The organism is Aquabacterium parvum (assembly GCF_001447195.1).
GTDB classification, from domain to species: domain Bacteria; phylum Pseudomonadota; class Gammaproteobacteria; order Burkholderiales; family Burkholderiaceae_C; genus Aquabacterium; species Aquabacterium parvum.
In genome coordinates, this window is record NZ_LFRI01000100.1 from 12,860 (window position 1) to 33,049 (window position 20,190).

17 protein-coding genes are annotated in these 20,190 nt (G+C 66.9%); 9 read left to right on the forward strand and 8 right to left on the reverse strand.

Annotation, left to right across the window (positions count from 1 at the left end; genetic code table 11):
- The first annotated feature begins 150 nt into the window (after positions 1-150).
- The 3 genes from ABG80_RS03325 (at position 151) to ABG80_RS03335 (ending at position 6,009) form a co-directional block, all read left to right on the forward strand.
- The gene (locus ABG80_RS03325; protein WP_083505770.1) at positions 151-3,747 is read left to right on the forward strand and encodes a hybrid sensor histidine kinase/response regulator; all 3,597 of its coding nucleotides are present in this window, start codon (positions 151-153) and stop codon (positions 3,745-3,747) included.
- Positions 3,731-4,441: a response regulator gene (locus ABG80_RS03330; RefSeq protein WP_083505771.1), complete on the forward strand. Its 711-nt coding sequence runs from the start codon at positions 3,731-3,733 to the stop codon at positions 4,439-4,441. The genes ABG80_RS03325 and ABG80_RS03330 overlap by 17 nt, the downstream gene beginning before the upstream one ends.
- 215 nt (positions 4,442-4,656) lie before the next feature.
- Positions 4,657-6,009, forward strand: coding sequence for a sensor histidine kinase (locus ABG80_RS03335; protein WP_058086358.1), 1,353 nt, complete (start codon positions 4,657-4,659; stop codon positions 6,007-6,009).
- Positions 6,010-6,026: 17 nt separating this feature from the next.
- Here ABG80_RS03335 and purN read toward each other — a convergent pair whose 3' ends face one another.
- Complete coding sequence (gene purN / locus ABG80_RS03340; protein ID WP_058086359.1) at positions 6,027-6,674, reverse strand: phosphoribosylglycinamide formyltransferase; 648 nt, start codon at positions 6,672-6,674, stop codon at positions 6,027-6,029.
- 525 nt (positions 6,675-7,199) lie between these two features.
- Between purN and ABG80_RS03345 the strand changes: the two genes are divergently transcribed.
- Both ABG80_RS03345 and ABG80_RS03350 read left to right on the forward strand, forming a co-directional pair.
- Entirely contained in the window at positions 7,200-8,543 is a 1,344-nt protein-coding gene (locus ABG80_RS03345) for a tryptophan--tRNA ligase (protein ID WP_058086360.1), read from the forward strand.
- A 49-nt stretch (positions 8,544-8,592) separates the two neighbouring features.
- Entirely contained in the window at positions 8,593-9,039 is a 447-nt protein-coding gene (locus ABG80_RS03350) for a DUF3717 domain-containing protein (protein WP_058086361.1), read from the forward strand.
- On the opposite strand, the gene ABG80_RS03355 is transcribed toward ABG80_RS03350, so the two are convergent.
- The gene (locus tag ABG80_RS03355) at positions 9,015-9,803 is read right to left on the reverse strand and encodes a hypothetical protein (protein WP_058086362.1); all 789 of its coding nucleotides are present in this window, start codon (positions 9,801-9,803) and stop codon (positions 9,015-9,017) included. The two genes, ABG80_RS03350 and ABG80_RS03355, sit on opposite strands and share 25 nt — an antisense overlap.
- Positions 9,804-9,943: 140 nt before the next feature.
- Positions 9,944-10,783: a polyphosphate kinase 2 gene (gene ppk2, locus ABG80_RS03360; protein ID WP_058086363.1), complete on the reverse strand. Its 840-nt coding sequence runs from the start codon at positions 10,781-10,783 to the stop codon at positions 9,944-9,946.
- Positions 10,784-10,908: 125 nt separating this feature from the next.
- On the opposite strand from ppk2, the gene ABG80_RS03365 reads away from it, so the two are divergent.
- Positions 10,909-12,711, forward strand: a complete 1,803-nt coding sequence (locus ABG80_RS03365) for a glutamine--tRNA ligase/YqeY domain fusion protein (RefSeq protein WP_058086364.1) — start codon at positions 10,909-10,911, stop codon at positions 12,709-12,711.
- 5 nt (positions 12,712-12,716) lie between these two features.
- Complete coding sequence (locus tag ABG80_RS03370; protein ID WP_235513735.1) at positions 12,717-13,091, forward strand: YbaN family protein; 375 nt, start codon at positions 12,717-12,719, stop codon at positions 13,089-13,091.
- A 27-nt stretch (positions 13,092-13,118) separates the two neighbouring features.
- On the opposite strand, the gene ABG80_RS03375 is transcribed toward ABG80_RS03370, so the two are convergent.
- A complete protein-coding gene (locus ABG80_RS03375) occupies positions 13,119-14,696 on the reverse strand; it encodes a hypothetical protein (RefSeq protein ID WP_058086366.1) in 1,578 nt (525 codons plus the stop codon).
- 89 nt (positions 14,697-14,785) lie between these two features.
- Positions 14,786-15,694, reverse strand: coding sequence for a LysR family transcriptional regulator (locus ABG80_RS03380; RefSeq protein ID WP_058086367.1), 909 nt, complete (start codon positions 15,692-15,694; stop codon positions 14,786-14,788).
- 107 nt (positions 15,695-15,801) lie between these two features.
- On the opposite strand from ABG80_RS03380, the gene ABG80_RS03385 reads away from it, so the two are divergent.
- Positions 15,802-16,554, forward strand: coding sequence for an SDR family NAD(P)-dependent oxidoreductase (locus ABG80_RS03385; protein WP_083505772.1), 753 nt, complete (start codon positions 15,802-15,804; stop codon positions 16,552-16,554).
- Positions 16,555-16,644: 90 nt separating this feature from the next.
- Here the strand turns inward: ABG80_RS03385 and ABG80_RS03390 are convergent, their stop codons facing one another.
- Positions 16,645-17,199 (reverse strand): hypothetical protein, encoded by a 555-nt coding sequence (locus tag ABG80_RS03390; protein ID WP_058086368.1) that lies wholly within the window; start codon positions 17,197-17,199, stop codon positions 16,645-16,647.
- 151 nt (positions 17,200-17,350) lie between these two features.
- Positions 17,351-17,791 carry a winged helix-turn-helix transcriptional regulator gene (locus tag ABG80_RS03395; RefSeq protein WP_058086369.1) on the reverse strand — a complete coding sequence of 147 codons (441 nt, stop codon included), beginning with the start codon at positions 17,789-17,791 and terminating at the stop codon, positions 17,351-17,353.
- A gap of 87 nt (positions 17,792-17,878) precedes the next feature.
- Between ABG80_RS03395 and ABG80_RS03400 the strand changes: the two genes are divergently transcribed.
- Positions 17,879-18,667, forward strand: a complete 789-nt coding sequence (locus tag ABG80_RS03400; RefSeq protein ID WP_058086370.1) for an alpha/beta fold hydrolase — start codon at positions 17,879-17,881, stop codon at positions 18,665-18,667.
- Positions 18,668-18,690: 23 nt separating this feature from the next.
- Here the strand turns inward: ABG80_RS03400 and ABG80_RS03405 are convergent, their stop codons facing one another.
- Positions 18,691-20,175, reverse strand: coding sequence for an NYN domain-containing protein (locus ABG80_RS03405; protein WP_152987437.1), 1,485 nt, complete (start codon positions 20,173-20,175; stop codon positions 18,691-18,693).
- Between the last annotated feature and the right edge of the window lie 15 nt (positions 20,176-20,190).

A 20,190-nucleotide genomic window follows, 5' to 3' on the forward strand; every position in this document is an offset into this window, starting at 1 on the left:
CAAACAGCGAGCCCGGCGCGGCCTTGGGTCACACCTTAGGCAGGGCCAGGGTTTCCATGAATACGTCAATTAACGTAGTCGTTGCGCAGGGCAACGGTTGGACTGCTTCTTGCACACTCAGGGTGCTGGTGTTTCAGCTGGAGCCTGTTCGTGTCCGTTGCCCGGCAGAAGATTTTTCGCATTCGCCGTGACTACAACTCCTGGGTCGCCAACGAGACCCTGGAGGACTACGCCCTGCGCTACACCCCCCGCACCTTTCGCAAGTGGAGCGAGATGCGGGTGGCCAACACGGCCTTCGGTGCGGTGTCCTTCCTGGCGCTCGAAGCCATCGGCGGGGCCATCGCGCTGAACCACGGTTTCAGCACGGCGCTGTGGGCCATCCTGGTGGTGGGCATCATCACCTTCCTCACCGGCCTGCCGATCAGCTACTACGCCGCCAAGTACGGCGTGGACATGGACCTGCTCACCCGGGGCGCCGGCTTCGGCTACCTGGGCTCGACGCTGACCTCGCTGATCTACGCGAGCTTCACCTTCATCTTCTTCGCGCTCGAAGCAGCCATCATGGCGCTGGCTTTGGAGATGCTGTTCGGCTGGTCGCTGCCGGTTTGTTATGTGATCTCGTCGCTGGTCATCATCCCGCTGGTCACGCACGGCATCACGCTGATCTCTCGCCTGCAGACCTGGACGCAGCCGCTGTGGTTGGGCCTGTGGGTGCTGCCCTTCATCGCGGTGGCCTGGCACAAGCCCGAGGCCTATGTCGAGTTCACGCAGCTCGCTGGCCGCGCCACGGGTGACAGCGAGTTCCACTGGCTGGCTTTCGGCATGGCGGCCACGGTCGCGTTCTCGCTGATCGTGCAGGTGGGCGAGCAGGTGGACTTCCTGCGTTTCTTGCCCGAGAAGACGAAAGAAAACCGCGTGCGCTGGTGGACGGCGGTGCTGGTGGCCGGGCCGGGCTGGATCGTGCCGGGCATGCTCAAGATGCTGGCCGGCGCCTTCCTGGCCTACCTGGCCCTGCAGCGCGAGGTGCCGGTGGAGCACGCCATCGAGCCCACGCAGATGTACCTGGCCGGCTTCAGCGAGGTGTTTGGCTCGCCGACGGTGGCGTTGTGGGTGACGGTGCTCTTTGTCATCGTCTCGCAGGTCAAGATCAACGTGACCAATGCCTACGCGGGTTCGCTGGCGTGGTCGAACTTTTTTGCGCGGCTCACGCACAGCCACCCGGGGCGCGTGGTCTGGCTGGTCTTCAACGTGATGATCGCCGTGCTGCTGATGACGCTGGGCGTGTTCGGGGCGCTCGAGCGCGTGCTGGGCCTCTACAGCAACGTGGCGATTGCCTGGGTGGGTGCGCTGGTGGCCGACCTGGTCATCAACAAGCCGCTGGGCTGGTCACCCAAAGGGGTCGAGTTCAAGCGGGCCTACCTGCACGACCTCAACCCCGTTGGGTTGGGGGCCACGCTGTTGGGGGCGGGCGTGGCGGTGCCTGCGCACGCGGGGTTGCTGGGGGCGAGCCTGGTGCCGTGGGCGCCCTTCATCGCGCTGGCATTGGCCTTGGTGGCAGCCCCCTCCATCGCCTGGTGGACCAAGGGGCGCTACTACCTGGCCAGGCAGCCGCAGACGCCCTGGCGACCTGGCCAGCTGGTGCACTGCAGCGTGTGCGAGAACGCCTTCGAGTCCGAAGACATGGCCACCTGCCCGGCCTATGACGCGCCCATCTGCTCGCTGTGTTGCACGCTGGAGTCGCGCTGCCACGATCGGTGCAAGACGCGTTCGCGCGCGGCCGAGCAGGTCTCCGACGTGCTCAGCTCGGTGCTGCCGGCCTACATGTCACGGCGCATCAACTTCCGCGTCGGGCATTACCTGGTGGTCTTCCTGTCGCTGGCGGCTTTGCTGGCCTTTGTGCTGGGCGTGGTGTATTACCAGGAGGGCGTGGTGCGGCCCGAGCTGCTGGCTGACCACACCTTGCCGCCGGGTGCGCTCGAGAGCCCCTTCGTGAAGGTCTATGCCTTGCTGTTGCTGGCTGCGGCCGTGTGCGCCTGGTGGGTGGTGCTGGCTTCAGAGAGTCGGCGCATGGCGCAGGACGACTCCAACCGACAGAACCAGTTGCTGCAGCAGGAAATCGACGCTCACCGCCGCACCGACGCCGCGCTGCAGCAGGCCAAGGAGCTGGCCGAGGCCGCCAACCAGGCCAAGACCCGCTACGTGGCCGGCATGACGCACGAGCTGCGCACGCCGCTCAACAGCATCATGGGCTACGTGCAGATCCTGCTCAAAGACGAGCCTCCAGTGGGTGCGCGCCGCGGCCCGCTGACCACCATCCAGCGAAGCGGTGAGCACCTCAGCGGCCTGATCGATGGCTTGCTCGACCTGGCCCGCATCGAAGCCGGCCGCCTGCGGCTCGACCCATCGCCGGTGCCCCTGATCGAGTTCCTGGAAGACGTGGTCGGCATGGTCAAGCCGCAGGCCGAGGCCAAGGGCCTGGGCTTTCGGTTGGAGACGCGCGGCCGCGTGCCGGCCTGGGTGCACGCCGACGCCCGGCGCTTGCGGCAGATCCTCATCAACCTGACCAGCAACGCCGTGCGCTTCACCGAACGCGGGCAGATCACGCTGCGGCTCGACGCCCGCCGCGAGGTGCTGCGCTTCGAGGTTGAAGACACCGGCATCGGCATCGCGCCGCAGGACATGGAGCGCATCTTCCTGCCCTTCGAGCGCGGCAGCGGCGGGCGGCGCAGCAGCGAGCCCGGCACCGGCCTGGGCCTGACCATCACCCACCTGCTCACCGAGCTGATGGGCGGCGAGCTCAGCGTGCAAAGCACCATGGGGCAGGGCGGCACCTTTTCCGTTCGCCTGTACCTGCGGGAGATCTCCGAGCCGGTGCCGGCGCCCGAGGCGTTGTCGTCAACCCGAGGCGCCCAAGCCTGGCAGGTCAGCGGGCACGCCCACGACGCCAACGGCGCCCACCATGTTCACAGCGATCTCATCGCCCGCGACTACCGGCCCGTCATTGGCTACAGCGGCCCGCGCCGCACGCTGCTGGTGGTCGACGACCAACCCATCCAGCGTCAGATGCTGGCCGGCATGCTGATGCCCCTGGGCTTCGTGGTGCGCGAAGCCGCCAGCGGCCACGAATGCCTGGAGAGCGTGCGCGAGGCCCCGCCCGATGCCGTGCTGCTGGACATCAGCATGGACGACATGGACGGCTGGCAGACGGCGCGTGCCCTGCGCCAGGCCGGCTGCACCGACGTGCCCGTGATCATGGTCTCGGCCAACGTGTTCGAGAACCGACCCGAGAACCTCGCTGCAGCGCAGGCCCAGGCCTTCGTGGCCAAGCCGGTGATGGAGTCCGAGCTGCTCGACACGCTGGGCGAGCAGTTGGGGCTGCATTGGCAGGCCGAGGCATCGCCAGCGCGCACGACCCCGACCGACGCGCTGGCCGAGGTGCCAGTCAGCGAACCAGGCCTGGTGTCTTTGGGCATGCCCGAAGAGCCGTGCCCTGTGCCGATCGAGGCCGCCAAACCCCCGGTCGCCCCGCTGCCTCCTGACGCCGCCTGGGAACTGCACCGCCTGGCCCGCCGTGGCCACGCCCAGGCCCTGGCCGAGTCCCTGGCTGGCTGGCGCACCGAATCGCCCGAACACGCTGCCCGCTGGCGGCAACTGCAGTCCTGGCTGGAGGCCTTTGACCTCGATGCCATCCAGGCCGACCTGGCACCCGAATTGATGGAGGAACAGGCCGATGAGCCCCGACGTTGAGGCCCCGCCCGCCCAGGCAGCCACGCCCCCTGCGCGGGCCGGCACGGTGCTGGTGGTGGACGACGCACCCGACACCTTGCGCATGCTGTGCGACGCGCTGGCCGGCGAGGGCTACACCGTGCTCGTGGCCCGCGATGGCCCGCAAGCCCTGGCGCGGCTGGATGTCGTCACGCCCGACGCCATCTTGCTCGACGGCGTCATGCCCGGCTGGAGTGGCTTCGAGACCTGCCAGCGCATCAAGGCCCACCCCGTTGGTCAGGCCATCCCGGTCATCTTCATGACCGGCCTGAGCGACACCACCGACGTGGTCACCGGCTTTGAGGTCGGCGGGGTCGATTACGTGGTCAAGCCCATCCGAATCGAAGAGGTGTTGGCCCGACTGAATACGCACGTGCGCAACGCCCGCAACGCCCGCGCCGCCCGCGAGGCCCTGGCCCAGGCGAGCATGCAGCAGCGCCCGCTGCCGCTCAACGCCTCGCCCGAAACCGACCGCCTGCTGCAGGCCTCGCTCACCCCGCGCGAAACCGAGGTGCTGACCTGGTTGGCGCGCGGCAAGACCAACCGCGACATCGCCGAGATCCTCGGCATGAGCCACCGAACCGTCAACAAGCACCTGGAACACATCTTTGAAAAGCTGGGTGTCGAGACGCGGGCGGCGGCTGCGGCCCTGGCCACGCGGGCGATCACGGTTTGATGCCGGGGTGATAGGCCTGGTGGCTTGGGGCGATCCCTTGCAGCATCGGTGTGCGGTTGACCGAAATTCACCGTGCCCGACGCGCCACAATGCAGGGGTTTCTCGCAAACCCCCATCGCATCGTGCCGACCACCGCTTCACCATGCGCTAGTCTCCTTGTCCTGATCCCGGTGAGATCAGGCGTGGCAGTCGAGGCCCAGGAGTAAGCAGTAACCATGGCATCACCGCCTTCCCCATCGGCCCCTGCGGCCTGGGTTCCTTATCAGCGTTTCAGTGACCTGCTGTTCGTTTCGGTGGCGGGGCACTTGGCCTTTGCCGTTTTTTTCGGGCTGTTCTGCGCTCAACCCTGGATCGGCCTGAGCCTGGGCCTGAGCAGCGCCATGGTGGGTGTGCTCTTCCCGCTGATGCGCTCCAGTGTGGCGGCCGCCAAGGTGCGCGTCATCGCTCATGCTGCGCTGTTTGCCAACATGCTGCTCGTCATGGTCAGCCTGATCTGGATGGGGCAAAAGCCCGAGGCCAGCGTGTGGTGGCTCGTCTGGTGGCCGATGTTCGTGGCCCACGTGCTGGGCTGGCGCGATGGCGTGGCCTGGGTGCCCGTGACGCTGCTGGCTGCCGCTGGCATGTGGTGGCATGAACTGAATCCTGTTTTGCAGCCACACATGGACGCGCGCGAGTTGCCCATGCCGCTGCTGCAAATCGGCTTCCTGCTGATTGGCTGTGGCGTGGGCCTGGTGGTGCGCCGCGCCTACGAGGGTTACCAGCGCGACATCGGCCGCCAGCAGGCCACCATCCGCGCCCAGCAGATGGAGCTCACCGAGCACACCGCCCACCTTGAGGACATGCTCCAGGCCCTGCAGCAGGCCAACCTCGAGCGCACCCGCCTGTTCGCGCAACTCAGTCACGAGGTCCGCACCCCGCTCAACGGCGTGCTGGGTTTTGCGCAACTGATGGGTCAGACCCCTTTGAGTGAAACGCAGTCGCGCCACCTCGCGCAGATCAACCAGTGCGGCGCCACCTTGCTGCAGATGGTCAACGAGGTGCTTGATTTCTCGCGCATGGAAGAGCGCACCACCCGCGTCGAGCAGGTGCCATTCGACCTGCTGCGGGTCACCCAGGAGGCCATGGACATGGTCTTGCCCGTGGCCTTGGCCAAGGGCGTGACCCTGCACCTCGAGCGGGACCTGAACGAAGGCTTCTGCGGAGACATGGTGGGCGATCCTTTGCGGATCAAGCAGGTGATGCTCAACCTGCTGGCCAATGCCGTGAAGTTCACGCCCGCCGGCGAGGTCACGCTGCGCTGCCGCATGGAGGCCCCGAGCTGGTTGCACATCGAGGTGCAGGACTGTGGCATCGGTGTGCCATCCAGCGCCTTGCCACACCTTTTCGAGCCCTTTTGCGAGGCCAGCGACCGCACGATCGCGAGCCACGGTGGCTCTGGCCTGGGCCTGGCGATCTGCAAGCGCCTGGTCGACGCCATGGGCGGACGCATCGGCGCTTCCAGTCAGCCAGGTCTGGGCAGCCTGTTCTGGTTCGAGGTCCCTGTGGCGATGAGCGCGCCCGCGACCTGAGCGTCGGGCCCGAGGTCTCAGGCCTCGGGCGAGAGCTGCCCCAGCAACTGGGGCGCCTGCTGACGGTGCAGCACCCGCCCGTCGGGCGTGAGGTCGAGCGCGCCCTGAACAAACCAGCGCACCGCAGCCGGGTACATCCGGTGCTCCTGGGTCAGCACGCGCTGGGACAGTTGCTCGGCGGTGTCGCCCACCAGCACTGGCACCACCGCCTGGGCCACGATGGGGCCATGGTCGAGCTCGGGCGTGACGAAGTGCACCGTGGCCCCAGCCAGCTTGCAGCCGGCCTCGATGGCGCGCTGGTGCGTGTGCAGACCGGGGAAGGCCGGCAGCAGCGAGGGGTGGATGTTGAGCAACCGCCCCTCGAAGTGGCGCACGAAACCTTCGGTGAGGATGCGCATGAAGCCGGCCAGCACCACCAGGTCGGGTGTGAAACCGTCGATCACCTTGGCCAGTTCGGCGTCGAAGGCCTCTCGCGATGCGAAAGCCTTGTGGTCGACCACCGCCGTCGCAATGCCGTGCGAGGCCGCGAACTGCAGCCCCGAGGCGTCGGCCTTGTTGCTGATGACGGCCGCGATGCGGGCAGGCCAGTTTTCTTGCTGGCAGGCGTGCACGATGGCTTCCATGTTGGAGCCGCGGCCGCTGATGAGGATGACGATGGATTTCATGGTGAGGCGCGCATTTTAGGTTCTCGGGTGATCGGGGTGTTTTGGAGGTTTGGTTTCGTGCTGCGGCTGGGGCGTGGCTCGCTGGGTGGGGAGCGTGTGATCCGGCCCTGCGCGGGGCATCACCGAGCTTGGCTCACGTCACCCCTTGAACACCAGCCAAGTGGTTGCCGAGCCATGACACCGCACATGTCGGGCCGGCTCACACGCTCCCCACCCAGCGAGCCCGAGCCACCGCGCACTGCGTGGGGTGCGGAACAAGGGCGACGCAAAGCGTCGCCCTTGTTCCTTCTCCGCCTGCCACGGTTTGTCGCGGGATGGGGGCGAGGGGGGTCTGCGCAGGGCCCATTCGCGGTGTCCTGACTCGGCAACCACTTGGCTGGTGTTCAAGGGGTGACGAATGAAGTGCTCGGTGGTGCCCCGCGAGCGTGGTCCCGGAGCAGGCCCCCCTCGCCCCCATCCCGTTGCGCAAACCGTGGCAAACCCATCCCCAACCCACCGCAACCCCACCACCCCTAAAATCACCGGATGAACCAGCGCGTCCTCACCGGCATCACGACCACCGGCACCCCCCACCTCGGCAACTACGTCGGCGCCATCCGCCCGGCGATTGCAGCCAGCCGCGAGAGCGGTGTCGAGAGCTTCTTCTTCCTGGCCGACTACCACGCCCTCATCAAGTGCGATGACCCGGCGCGCATCGCCCGTTCGCGCCTGGAGATCGCCGCCACCTGGCTGGCCGCGGGTCTCGACACCCAGCGCGTGACCTTCTACGCGCAAAGCGACATCCCCGAGATCACCGAGCTGAACTGGCTGCTGACCTGCGTGACGGCCAAAGGCCAGATGAACCGCGCCCACGCCTACAAGGCTTCGGTCGATGCCAACGAGGCCAAGGGCGCCGAGCCCGACGACGGCGTCACCATGGGCCTGTTCTGCTACCCCGTGCTGATGGCTGCCGACATCCTGATGTTCAACGCCCACCGCGTGCCCGTGGGGCGCGATCAGGTGCAGCACATCGAGATGGCGCGCGACGTGGCCCAGCGCTTCAACCATCTCTATGGCGCAGGCAAAGAGCTGTTCGTGCTGCCCGAAGCCGAGATCGAAGAAAGCGTGGCCACCTTGCCCGGCCTGGACGGCCGCAAGATGAGCAAGAGCTACGACAACACCGTGCCCCTGTTCGAAGGCGGCGCCAAGGGCCTCAAAGACGCCATCGCCCGCGTGGTGACCGACTCGCGCCTGCCCGGCGAGCCCAAGGACCCGGAAACCTCGCACCTGGTCACCCTGCACGATGCCTTCGCCGACACAGCCACCCGCGAGGCCTTCCGCCGTGACCTGGTCGCCGGCCTGGGCTGGGGCGATGCCAAGCAGCGCGTGGTCGACCTGATCGAGGCCCACGTGGGCCCCATGCGAGCCCAGTACGCCGAGCTGGTGGCCCACCCCGAGCGCATCGAAGAGGTGCTGCAAGCCGGTGCCGACAAGGCCCGCCGCACCGCCACACCGTTCATCGCCGAGCTGCGCCAGGCCGTGGGCCTGCGCAAGATGGTGGCCGTGGCCCAGCCGGCCGCCAAGGCCGCTGTCGACAAGCAGGCGCTGCCGCAGATCAAGCAATACCGTGAGGCCGATGGCCTCTTCTATTTCAAGCTCACCACGCACCAGGGCTCGCTGCTGCTGCAGAGCTCAGGCCTGGCCGATGGCCGCGAGGCGGGCAACTGGGTCAAGCGCCTGAAGACCGAAGGCGAAGCGGCCCTGGCCGATGCGCCGGTGGCCCGCGCCGAGGGGGTGGACGCCAGCGTGGTGTCCGAAGCCCTGGCCACCCTGGTCGAGGCCACGCGACAGGCCGAGGCCGAGAAGGCTGCCAAGGCCGCACAGGCCTGATCCCCTCGCACCAGGCACCTGCTCACACACCGCTCCCGCTCCAGCACCCATGGCCGGCATCCACATCACCGACATCGAGTCCGCCATCAACTGGTGGCGCGAGCGCTCGCCATCGCCCGATGGCATCAGCCTGGCGCCCGAGGTGAAAAAGCTCGCCGAGGTCTACGCGCTCATGGTCTACCACCACGAGCCGCTTTGCGACGAAGACAGCATGCCCGCCACGGCCCACCAGGCCTGGTTGAAGTGGTACGAGACCACGCCCGACACGCCCTGCATCGCCATTTGCTCGACCAGCCAGGGCGATGACCTGTGCAAGGGCTGTGGGCGCACCTTCGACGAGGTGCAGCTGTGGCCCGAGATGAGCCCGGGCGAAAAGCGCGAGACCTGGCGGCGCATCACCATCGAGTCCAGCGCCTGGCGCTTCAACCGCTATGCGGAGCGCGCTCGAGAGGCGCAGGGCGCCGTGGCGCCTCAGGCGGAGCGGCCCGGGACCTGAGCCGGCACGCCACCGGCCGTTGCGGCCGAGGCAGCCCGCGTGCGCCCCCGGTCGCGCCAGACCTTCCTCAGGAACGGCACGATCGCTTCGCAGAACGCACTCAGGTCACAACGGGCGATGCATGGCAATTCGGTGCCCTGGGCCCAGGTCGGGTTGAGCTGCTCGAAGTGGCGGATGTCCGGGTCGGTGCGCATCTCGGCGGTGATGTCGGCCACATCCGGCTTGAGGCGGTTGGCGTCGTCCCCAAAGTTCAGCAGCATCGTGCCGTGGTCGAGCTTGCCGGGGAACATGGCGTCGCAGTAGCTGGCCACCATCTCCGACATGCCGGGGTTGGCCTGGCCGCGACGCGGGTGGAAGTCAGGGAAGTTGCGCGCCATCAGCAGGTAGGTTTTGTAGCCTTTGCTGATGAGCAGCCAGTACTGGGGCGTCAGAGGCGACTTGATGGCCTCGACAAACAGCTTCCAGGCAAAGGCCTGCTGCAGCGTGCGCGAGCCCCGATGGGCGCTTTCGATGATGGTGTCGCCGCTGAACAGGCCCTTGGCGGTGCGCCCGCCCAGCTTGAAGTGGTAGACACCCAGCGTCGAGAAACCGACGATTTCGGCGTCGCTGCGGCGGCGCACCACGAAGACCCCCTCCTTGCGAGACAGGTCGTCCAGGAAAGTGGCCAGCGGGCTGCTGGCGTAGTGAGCCTCGAACAGCGCGTGCATGCGCAGCACGTCGGTGACCGTGAGCGTCTGGACCTTCTGGTAGCGGGTGGTGAGCATGGCGGCTGGCGGTTGGTGTGGCGTGGGACGGATCTTCCCGGGCCATGACCGCTCCACCGCACAGGGTTTACGCGCCGAGTGGACGCTGAACGCTTGAATGGGGGTGTTTGAAACGATGTGTTTTTCCCAGTGTGGACGATTCAATCGTTTGTTTGAACGGGCAAGGCGAAAGGCGGCAGTGGCGTGTGCCCTGCCGGGTAGCTTTCCTTGCCCGGTCGGCCCTCGAGCGGCGGCATGTCGATATTCTGCTCGGGCACCTTCTGGTCGGGCAGGTGATCCAGCAGGTGGCGGATGAGGGTCAGGCGGCCCAGGCGCTGGTCGTTGAAGTCCACCAGCGTCCAGGGCGCATGCTCCGTGTGCGAGGCCTTGAGCATCGCGTTGCGCGCCTTGCCGTACTCGGCGTACTTGGTGCGCGCGACCACGTCCACGGGCGAGAGCTTCCAGCGCTTGAGCGGGTCGGCCAGCCGTTCGGCAAAACGCGCTTCCTGCTCGGCCTGGTTCACGCACAGCCAGTACTTGAAGACGAGGATGCCGTCGTCGGTCAGCATGCGCTCGAACAAAGGCACTTCGCGCAGGAAGCGGCGGTGCTCTTCGTCGGTGCAAAAGCCCATCACCTTCTCGACGCCGGCGCGGTTGTACCAGCTGCGGTCGAACAGCACCACGTTGCCGGCTGAAGGCAGGTGGGGCACGTAGCGCTGGAAGTACCACTGGCTGCGCTCCTGCTCCGAAGGCTTGCCCAGCGCCACCACCTGGCAGCGACGCGGGTCGAGCACCTCGGAGATGGCGCGGATGACGCCGCTCTTGCCCGCCGTGTCTCGTCCCTCGAAGATCACCAGCAGGCGCTTGTGATGGTGCGCCAGCCAGCGCGACATCTGGGCCAGCTCCAGCTGCATGGGTTCCAGCGCGGCTTCGTAGTCCTTGCGACTGAGCTTGTTGCCGCCCGTTTTCTCGCCTTTTGCTCGGTCCGATTTGTTGCCCATTTGAGCCCTCCGGTTCGGTGTCTGGATCAAACCATAACCGACGAAGCGCTTGCTCGGCCGTGCGGCGCCGTGTTCCTTGTGCCGCCTGTGGAGAGCACGGCGCCTTGCCTCGATAGAATCGGGGCATGACCGACGCCACCGATCCGAACGTTCCCCACAAGCCCACCAACTTCCTGCGCGGCATCATCGACCGCGACCTGGAGCAGGGCACCTACGCCAGCCGCCGCTGGGCCGGCTCGCCCGGTGACGCCGCCCACCAGGATGCCGGCCAGAGCGACCCCGCCAAGGTCCGCCTGCGCTTCCCGCCCGAGCCGAACGGCTACCTGCACGTCGGCCACGCCAAGAGCATCTGCCTGAACTTCGGTCTGGCGCGTGATTACGGTGGCGTCTGCCACATGCGCTTCGACGACACCAACCCCGAGAAGGAAGAGCAGGAGTACGTCGACGCCATCCTGGACGCTGTCAAGTGGCTGGGCTTCGGCTGGGAGTCGAACTTCAACGGCCGGCCTGAGAGCCACCTCTACTACGCCAGCAACTACTTCGACTTCATGTACCGCGCGGCCGAGGCGCTGATCACCGCCGGCCTGGCCTATGTGGACGAGCAGACGCCGGACGAGATGCGCGCCAACCGCGGTGACTTCTCCACCCCCGGCAAGGACAGCCCCTTCCGCAGCCGCACGCCGGACGAAAACCTCGCGCGTTTCCGTGAAATGCGCGACGGCAAGCACGCAGACGGCTCGATGGTGCTGCGCGCCAAGATCGACATGGCCAGCCCCAACATCAACATGCGGGACCCGGCCATCTACCGCATCCGCCGTGCCACCCACCACAACACCGGCGACAAGTGGTGCATCTACCCGATGTACACCTTCGCCCACCCCATCGAAGACGCGCTCGAGCAGATCACCCACAGCATCTGCACGCTGGAGTTCGAAGACCAGCGCCCCTTCTACGACTGGCTGGTCGACAACCTGGCCAAGCTGGGCCTGCTCAAGCACCCCAACCCGAAGCAGTACGAATTCGCGCGCCTGAACCTGACCTACGTCATCACGTCCAAACGCAAGTTGAAGCAATTGGTGGATGAAGGCGTGGTCACCGGCTGGGACGACCCGCGCATGCCCACCATCGCCGGCCTGCGCCGCCGGGGCTACACGCCCGAAGCCATCCAGCTGTTCTGCGAGCGCATCGGCGTGAGCAAGTCCGACAGCTGGATCGACTACAGCACGCTGGACATCGCCCTGCGCGACGACCTCGAAAACAAGGCCCACCGCGGCATGGCGGTGCTTGACCCGGTCAAGCTGGTGCTCACCAACTGGGACGAGGTGATGGGTGCGGGCCACCAAGAGCCTTGCTCGCTGCCGGCCTTGCCTCACCCGCCTGAAGGCACCGAGTCGCCCGTGCGCCACTTCAAGCTGGGCCGCGAGGTCTGGATCGAGCGTGAAGACTTCGAAGAGGTGCCGCCCAAGGGCTACAAGCGCCTTTTCCCCGGCAACAAGGTTCGCCTCAAGGGCGGCTACGTCATCGAGTGCACCGGCTGCACCAAGGACGCCGATGGCAAGGTCACCGAGGTGTTGGCCACGGTGGTGCCCGACACCAAGAGCGGCACGCCGGGCGCCGACAGCGTCAAGGTCAAGGCCGCCATCACGTGGGTGGGCGTGGCCGATGGCGTGGCCGCCGAGGTGCGCATCTACGACCGCCTGTTCACCGACCCGCACCCCGATGCCGGTGGCAAGGACTTCAAGGCCAGCCTGAACCCCGACAGCTTCAAGGTGCTCCAGGGCTACGTCGAGCCTTCGCTGGCTGCGGCGGCGGCGGATCAGAAGTTCCAGTTCGAGCGCTTTGGCTACTTCGTGGCCGATCGCCACGACCACGCGCCGGGCAAGCCGGTGTTCAACAAGGTCACCGGGTTGAAGGACACCTGGAAGTGATGCAGGTGGCGGGACGCCTCCAACGCAGCCTGCTGGTTGTCGCGGGGGTGGTCTCGCTGGGGCTGGCCGTGGCCGGCGCCATCCTGCCTGGCTTGCCCACCACGCCGTTCGTGCTGCTGGCGGCCGGCTGCTTCGCGAAGTCTTCACCGCGCCTGCACGCCTGGCTGCTGGCCCACCGTTGGTTGGGGCCCATGGTGCGCGACTGGGAAGCCCACCACACGCTGCCCCTGAAGGTGAAGTGGCTGGCCACCACCATGATGTCGATCATGGTGAGCCTGTCGGCCTGGCACCTCTGGCCACGCCCCTGGTTGTCGGGCGTGGTCATCGCTGCGGGCCTGCTGGGGGCGTGGGTGGTCTGGCGCATCCCCACCCGCCGCTGAGCGCAGCAAGCCCGAGCGGTCAGCGCTTCAGCGCAGCTCGCCGGCCGATTGCAGGCGCGAGAGCAACTCGTCCATCTTCTTGAGTTGATCGCGCCTGCGCACCAGCGCCAGCTTGGTCGCCACCTGCGTGCCCTCGATGGCCGAGGCCTCGAAGGTGCGGTGGGGCACGATCTCTTTGACCGATGACAGCTCGGCGAGGCGGGCCGCCACACCAGTCAGCAAACCACCGACGGCGGCCTGCGCGATGTCCTGGTTGCGCAAGGCGGTGGCGGCGTCGTCCTGGTCCAGCAACTTGAGCGCCTCGGCCTCGCCCAGGCTGTCGCTCAGGGTGTCGAAGACGAAGGCCTGCACCTCCCACGGGGCGACGCGGCGAGACAGGCTTTGCAGCAGCGCGCCACCGGCCTGGGTCAGGTCGGCGACCGTGGCCGCCTTCAATGGGGGCAGCTCCAGCTCCTCGATCAACGGGAAGCGAGTCAGCTCTTCCAGCACCAGCGGGAAGCGCAGGCACTTGCGAACCTTCTTGGGCATCAGCCAGGTGGCGAGGTTGACGTAATGCTCGCGGATGCGCTTGAGCGCCTCGGTGTCCACGCCAGCGGGTGATTGCAGGCCATTGAAGCCGGGCTCACCCGTGCCGTCCAGGTTGATGTTGATGAAGTGGTGCCAGGTCGAGTCGGTGCTGACGCGGCCCTTGTTGGCGCGGTGGCCGTCGTAGGCCACGATGGAGGCGAACAGCCTGGGCATCAGGGCGTCTTTGGGGCCGGTCGGGCCGCTGGGGAAGCCGTCGCCATGCGAGACCGACATCGCCACGATCTCCGGCGACAGGGCGGCGCCCGTGAGGTCGTTGGGCCACTCGGGCACCGATTGCCCACCGACGGTGATGTTGCCGCCCAGGCTGGCTGGCACCAGGCACTCGCCTTCGTGCGGGTGATCCGGGTAGACCTCGAGGGCGCGGCGGGGCGCCTTGAGTTGCACCAGCGGGTGAGGGCTGCCAACGCCACCGGCCTGGGTGCGGAAGTTCAGGTACAGGCGCTGCGGCTCGGTGTTGGACTGATCGCTGAACTCTTCGCCTTCGTTCGGGCCGGACAGGTTGGTCGAGAAGCGGTTGGTGTTGCTCACATGGGGCGGCGTTTGCGCGGCCTTCCAGCGGCGCATGGCGCGCACCCGGGGCACGTTGCCGCACAGCGAGGCGCCGAGCGTCTGGTGGTCACCGGTGGCGAACACGCCGCCGCCGGCTTCCATGAACTTCGCGATCGTTTCAACTTGCGGGGCTGGCAGGTCGCTGAGGCCTTCGGGCCGAGCCCCGAACAGGAAGACCACGTCGTAGCGCGAGATGCTCAAGCCCTTGCTGGCATCGTTGAAGTCGAAGTTGGGGATGTCGGCGTTCGGGTCGGCGATGCGGCTGGCGGTCACCACCTTGGGCGTCATGCCGTGGATGGTCGAGCCCTTGAGCGTGTTGACGAACTGCGTGAGGCCGAAGCCCTGGCCGGGGTCGAAGTTGAGTGTGTCGGTCACGACCAGGATGCGCGGCTGGCACTCCTTGTAGAGCGCGATCAGGTCGGCGCGGGCGACGGTGGCCAAGGGGGCCTGGAAGTGGAGGATGGGCATGGTGAGGTCCTTTCGGGTTGGGCTGTGAGCAGCACCCGAACGGTAAGCACCCGTCCTTTCGGACACATCCTGCTAACTAGGGCCTCCCCCTAGCTTGCGGCCACCCCCTCATGGGTGAGGCGCACGTGGTCGATGAAGGCTCGCAGCCCCGCCGACATCAGCTTGCGGCTGGGGTGGTAGAGGTTGAAGCCCGGCACACGAGGGCACCAGTCGTCCAGCACGGTGACCAGCCGTCCGGCTTGCAGGGCAGGCATCGCATGTTGCTCGTAGGTGTAGGCCAGGCCCACGCCGGCCTCTGCGGCCTGCACCATGAGCATGAGGTCGTCGCTGGCCAGCGGACCATCGACCTCCACCTGCACCGCGTGTTGGCGCTTGATGAACTCCCACTTGAAGTAGCTGCCGCTGGGGAAGCGGATGCGGATGCAGGGGTGCTGCTGAAGGTCGCGCGGGTGCTTGGGGCGGCCATGGCGTGCGATGTGCTCGGGCGAGGCCACGACCACGAAGCGCTGAGGCGGCCCCAGCGGCACCGCCACCATGTCTTGCTGCAGGCTTTCACCGAAGCGCACGCCGGCGTCGAAGCCCTCGGCAACGATGTCGACGAAACGGTCGTCGGCCACCACCTCCATGCGCATGCCTGGGTGCCGGGTCAGGAAGCCGCTGACCAGGGGTGGCAACACCCACTGGCAGGCCGCGCGGGGGGCGTTGATGCGCAAGGTGCCCATGGGGCTGTCGCGAAAGGCGTTGATGTCTTCGAGTGCGCTGCTGATGTCCTGCAGCGCGGGTGCCAACCTGGCCAGCAGTTGCCGCCCCGCCTCGGTGGGCGAGACGCTGCGCGTTGTCCTGTGCAGCAGGCGCAGACCCAGGCGCTGCTCCAGCCCTTTGATGGTGTGGCTCAGCGCCGATGGGCTCACCCCGACCTCGGTGGCCGCGCGCCGAAAGCTGCCCAGGCGCGCGACGACCGAGAAGGCCTGGAGGTCCTGCAGGGGAGGGGTGTTCATTGTTGAATCCTGTTCATCAATGCATTGAGTGATGGGTGGATTGTGTGGTGAATCAGGGCGCCCTACGCTTGCCCAGTCTTTTCACCCAGCCAAGGCAGGAGCCGAACATGAACTTCCAAGGTCAAACCATTTTCATCACCGGCGCGTCGTCGGGCATGGGGGCCGACACGGCCCGCCTGCTGGGCTCTCGCGGTGCCAATGTCGTGCTGGCGGCCAGGCGAGAGGCCGCCTGCGCCGACGTGGCCCACGAGGTCGAGGCCGCGGGTGGCCGCGCGCTGGTTCTGCGCATGGACGTGGACCAGGAAAGCGACGTGCAGCGAGCCGTCATGCAGGCGGTGGCGCACTTCGGGCGCATCGATGGCGCCTTCAACAACGCTGGTCTGCTCGGTGCGGGACAGCCATTTCACGAGATGTCCACCGAAGCGTTCGAGGCCGTGATGCGAACCAACGTGCTGGGCGTGTTCTGGTCGATGAAGCACCAACTCGCTGCCATGCTGAAAAGCGGTGGCGGCGCCATCGTCAACAACGCCTCCATCGTGGCGCAGATCGGCTTTCCCGGCATCGCGCACTACAACGCCAGCAAGCATGCTGTCATGGGGCTGACCCAGACGGCGGCGCTGGAGTACTTCAAACAGGGCATCCGCGTGAACGCCGTGTTGCCAGGTCCGGTGGAAACGCCGATGGCTCTGCAAGGCTTTGGCAACCGCGACAACCTGCAAGCCATGATGAGCGGCAGCGCTGCGGGCCGAGCCGGTCAGCCGAGAGAGGTCGCCGAGGTGGTGGCCTTCTTGCTGTCGTCGGGGGCGAGCTACGTGAGCGGTCAGGGATGGGTCGTGGATGGCGGCTACACGGTGCAGTGAGCCAACCGTCGCGCCACACCGCAAGGCGACCACGCCTGGATCCGCGTGGCCGCCTGATGAGCCGCCTGGCCCATCCACGCTGGGGCGTCATCAGTCGATGTGGTAGCGGGCCTTGGCGGATGCCTGGCAGGCGTCCTTGGCGGAGCCGGCAAGGCCTTCGCAGCGTTCGGCGGCCACCTTGTGGTCGGCCTCGCGCTTCTTCTCGGCGGCCTCGTCGCGGACCTCCTTGATCTCCTGGCGAGCCTTCAGGTTGGTGATGGCCTTGTCGTGCTCGGCCTTGGCCTGCTTCTCACAGACGTTCTTCTGGTTGCCTTGCAGGTCGTCGCAGCGCTCCTTGGCGATTTTGTGGCGGGCGTCGATGCCTGCTTCGGTGGCTGCATCCTTGTCGGCCTGTTTGCCGGTGTGTTGGGCCTTCAGTCGGGCCAGCGCCACCTTTTCTGCACCGTTGGCCTCGGCTTGGCAGATGTCCTTGGCGTTGCCGGTGACGCTGTCACAGGTCACCTTCTCGCGAGCGTAGTGCTGCTCGATGTCGTCCTTGGCCAGCTTGTAGACCTCGGCATTGATCGGGGCCGGGTTGGCGGCTTGAACGTGTTGCAGGAAGCCCAGACAAAGGGCGATGGGCAGGAGGGCAATGTGTCGCTTCATGGGGGTTCCTCTGTTGTGATGAACGGCGGGGGCCGCAGCTCCCGTGTGACCTCTTGGCCACGGGTTCACTGTGCCAACCGATGGCTGGCGAGGAAGCAGGACAGGGCCGAGGCTGTTTGTCAGCCGAGGCCTACGCAGCAAGCGTTTTGTTTCAAGTGGGGCGCACGCGCACGTCGCGGGCCTGCAGCGCGCGACCGTCGTCGGACGTCACCTGCATCGCCGCGATGGGCCGGCCGCTTTCACGGTCGACGATCTTCACGGGCGGGCCATCGGGGGCCGGCGCGTGGCGGTCACCCCATTGCAGCATCGCGATGATGATGGGGAAGAGGTCGCGGCCCTTGTCGGTGAGCCGATAGTCGAGCACGCGGCCGTTTTCGCTCTCGGCCATGGCCTGCAGGATGCCGTGCTGAACCAGGCTCTGCAGCCTGGCGGTGAGCACGTTGGGCGCGATGCCCAGGTGCGACTGGAACTCGCCGAAGCGGCGGGTGCCAAAAAAAGCCTCGCGGATGATGAGCAGCGTCCAGCCGTCGCCCACCTGCTCGAGGCAGCGGGCGATGGAACAGCTCATGTCCGAAAACGAGGTGCGTCGCATGGTGGGTGCATCTTACTTGCTTCAAGCAAGTAAAGCGAGTAGGCTGCGCAACTACTTTCTTCAAGCAAGCAGTTTCGAAAGGCCCCCATGTCCGCTCCCTCGTCAGACGTCGCCCTGTTTGTCCACTCCACCGGTGTGGGCCCGTTCATGTGGAACAAGCTGTTGGTGAACCTGCCTGCCGGCGTCACACCCCTGACACCCACCAACCGTGGTTACAGCCTGCCAGACCTGGTCGCGCGAGGCACCAAGGTGACGGTGGCCGAAGAAGCGGCCCACATCAAGGCCCAGATCCCGGCGGGCACGACGGGTGTGCACCTGGGTGGGCATTCGTACGGCGGGCTGGTGGCCTTGACGCTGGCGCTCGACCCCGAGGTGCCGGTGAAGTCGCTGTGGCTGTACGAGCCCGTGCTGTTCGGCGCCTTGCGTCCCTTGGTCGATGAGTTGCCCGAAGACGTTGCGCAGCAGGTGCGCGAGTTCACCGAAAAGCCCGATCGTTTCCTGGATGCCAGCACGGGTGGGCAGGACGCCTGGCTGGAGAACTTCGTCGACTACTGGAACCACCCGGGCATGTGGGCCTCGATGCCGGACAAGGCCAAGGACATGGCCCGCCTGGTGGGCTGGAAGATGTTCCAGGAAGTGCGCATGGTGTTCGAAGAGCCTCAACCCTTTGAGGCCTACCGTTTCCAGGTGCCGCTCACCCTGGTCAAGGGCGAGCGCACCCAGCCGCCTGCGCGCGAGATGGTGCGCCGCCTGGCAGCGGTCAACCCGCATGCGCAGGTCGAGGTGCTCCAGGGTTTGGGCCACATGGGCCTGGTGGGCAACCCGGCGGGCGTGCTGCCGTCGCTTGAGCAGCACTGGGCGCGCGTGCTGGGTTGATCGCGCTTGGCCAGCCCCCTTGATCAGGCCTGATCGTTGCCAGTCGCGGCCTTGGCTGATTTCTTCGCCGGGGCCTTGGCCGGCGCTTTGGCGGTTTTGCGTGCGGGTTTGGCTTCGGCCGTTTCACTGCCCTTGGCCACTGTCTTGCGTGGTGCGGTCTTGCGGGGGGCCTTCTTGGCCGCCGGGGCTCCGGTTGGGGCGACGACAGCGGGTGCTGGCGGCGCGCTGTCGACCTGCGCATGGCGGGCCGCTGGCGCCTCGGTGATCAGCGCCGTCTCGCGGGGTGCACGCTCGCTGGGGTTGCGCGAGTCAGCGCGACCGGGGCCGCGCTCGTCCCGGCGGTGCTCACCACGGCTGTCTGGTCGTGTGTCTGTGCGGCTTTCCGTGCGTTCGTCGGAGCGACCGTCGGCACGCGCCTCGCGGCCTTCACCCTTGTTGCGGCCACGGCCACCTCGGCTGCGGCGACGGCCTCGCCCTTCCTCAGCGGGGGCAGCGTCTGGCGCGCTCGATTCACCCGCCCCGTTGCCATCCGATTCCTCGTCGGCATGGTCGACAGGCGCGGCTTGCACGCGGGCCGGCGCATCCTGCTCAGGGGCCAGGCGCACATCCACTTCCTGCTCGGCAACCTGGGCTTCGGCCTGGGCGGCCGCGTCGGCACGTGCGCGTGCTTGCGCGCTGGGCACGCCACTGCCGCGCGCCACCCAGGTGCCTGACTTCTCATCGCGGCCGAATTCCAGCAGGCCACGCGCCAGCGCTTCTTCGAGCAGGTTGCCGAAGGTGCGGAAACCGTAGTAGTTCTCGTTGAAGCCGGGGTTGCGGCGCTTGATGGCTTCTTTCAGCACGGAGGCCCAGATGCGGCCGCCGTCGTCGCGGTCGGTGACCAGGGCTTCGTAGGTCTCGGCGGCCATTTCGACGGCCTTGGCGCGGCGCGTGTCCATCTCTTCGCGGCGGCGCTTTTCTTCTTCGGGGCTGCGGCGGGTGTTGCCACCGCCGTCGCGCCCGCCTTGGGCGTTGGCGCCGGGTCGGCGAGCCGTGCCGCGCACCAGGTCGTCGTAGTAGATGAACTCGTCGCAGTTGGCGATCAGGAGGTCAGACGTTGATTGCTTCACGCCCACGCCGATGACGTGCTTGGCGTTCTCGCGCAGTTTTGACACCAGGGGCGAGAAGTCGGAATCGCCCGAGATGATGACGAAGGTGTTGACGTGGCTCTTGGTGTAGCAAAGGTCGAGAGCGTCGACCACCAGGCGGATGTCGGCCGAGTTCTTGCCGGACTGGCGCACGTGCGGGATCTCGATGAGCTCGAAGTTGGCCTCGTGCATGGGGGCCTTGAAACCCTTGTAGCGCTCCCAGTCGCAGTAGGCCTTCTTGACGACGATGCTGCCTTTGAGCAGCAGGCGCTCGAGCACGCGCTTGATGTCGAATTTCTCGTAGTTGGCGTCGCGCACGCCGAGGGCGACGTTCTCGAAGTCGCAGAACAGCGCCATGCTGATGTGGTCGTGTTGGGGCATGGTGTCTCTTTTCTT

Coding starts and splice junctions, on each gene's coding strand:
- ABG80_RS03330 (WP_083505771.1), top strand. CDS start 3,731: ATGAGCCCCGACGTTGAGGCCCCGCCCGCCCAGGCAGCCACGCCCCCT.
- ABG80_RS03335 (WP_058086358.1), top strand. CDS start 4,657: ATGGCATCACCGCCTTCCCCATCGGCCCCTGCGGCCTGGGTTCCTTAT.
- purN (WP_058086359.1), bottom strand. CDS start 6,674: ATGAAATCCATCGTCATCCTCATCAGCGGCCGCGGCTCCAACATGGAA.
- ABG80_RS03345 (WP_058086360.1), top strand. CDS start 7,200: ATGAACCAGCGCGTCCTCACCGGCATCACGACCACCGGCACCCCCCAC.
- ABG80_RS03350 (WP_058086361.1), top strand. CDS start 8,593: ATGGCCGGCATCCACATCACCGACATCGAGTCCGCCATCAACTGGTGG.
- ABG80_RS03355 (WP_058086362.1), bottom strand. CDS start 9,803: ATGCTCACCACCCGCTACCAGAAGGTCCAGACGCTCACGGTCACCGAC.
- ppk2 (WP_058086363.1), bottom strand. CDS start 10,783: ATGGGCAACAAATCGGACCGAGCAAAAGGCGAGAAAACGGGCGGCAAC.
- ABG80_RS03365 (WP_058086364.1), top strand. CDS start 10,909: ATGACCGACGCCACCGATCCGAACGTTCCCCACAAGCCCACCAACTTC.
- ABG80_RS03375 (WP_058086366.1), bottom strand. CDS start 14,696: ATGCCCATCCTCCACTTCCAGGCCCCCTTGGCCACCGTCGCCCGCGCC.
- ABG80_RS03380 (WP_058086367.1), bottom strand. CDS start 15,694: ATGAACACCCCTCCCCTGCAGGACCTCCAGGCCTTCTCGGTCGTCGCG.
- ABG80_RS03385 (WP_083505772.1), top strand. CDS start 15,802: ATGAACTTCCAAGGTCAAACCATTTTCATCACCGGCGCGTCGTCGGGC.
- ABG80_RS03390 (WP_058086368.1), bottom strand. CDS start 17,199: ATGAAGCGACACATTGCCCTCCTGCCCATCGCCCTTTGTCTGGGCTTC.
- ABG80_RS03395 (WP_058086369.1), bottom strand. CDS start 17,791: ATGCGACGCACCTCGTTTTCGGACATGAGCTGTTCCATCGCCCGCTGC.
- ABG80_RS03400 (WP_058086370.1), top strand. CDS start 17,879: ATGTCCGCTCCCTCGTCAGACGTCGCCCTGTTTGTCCACTCCACCGGT.
- ABG80_RS03405 (WP_152987437.1), bottom strand. CDS start 20,175: ATGCCCCAACACGACCACATCAGCATGGCGCTGTTCTGCGACTTCGAG.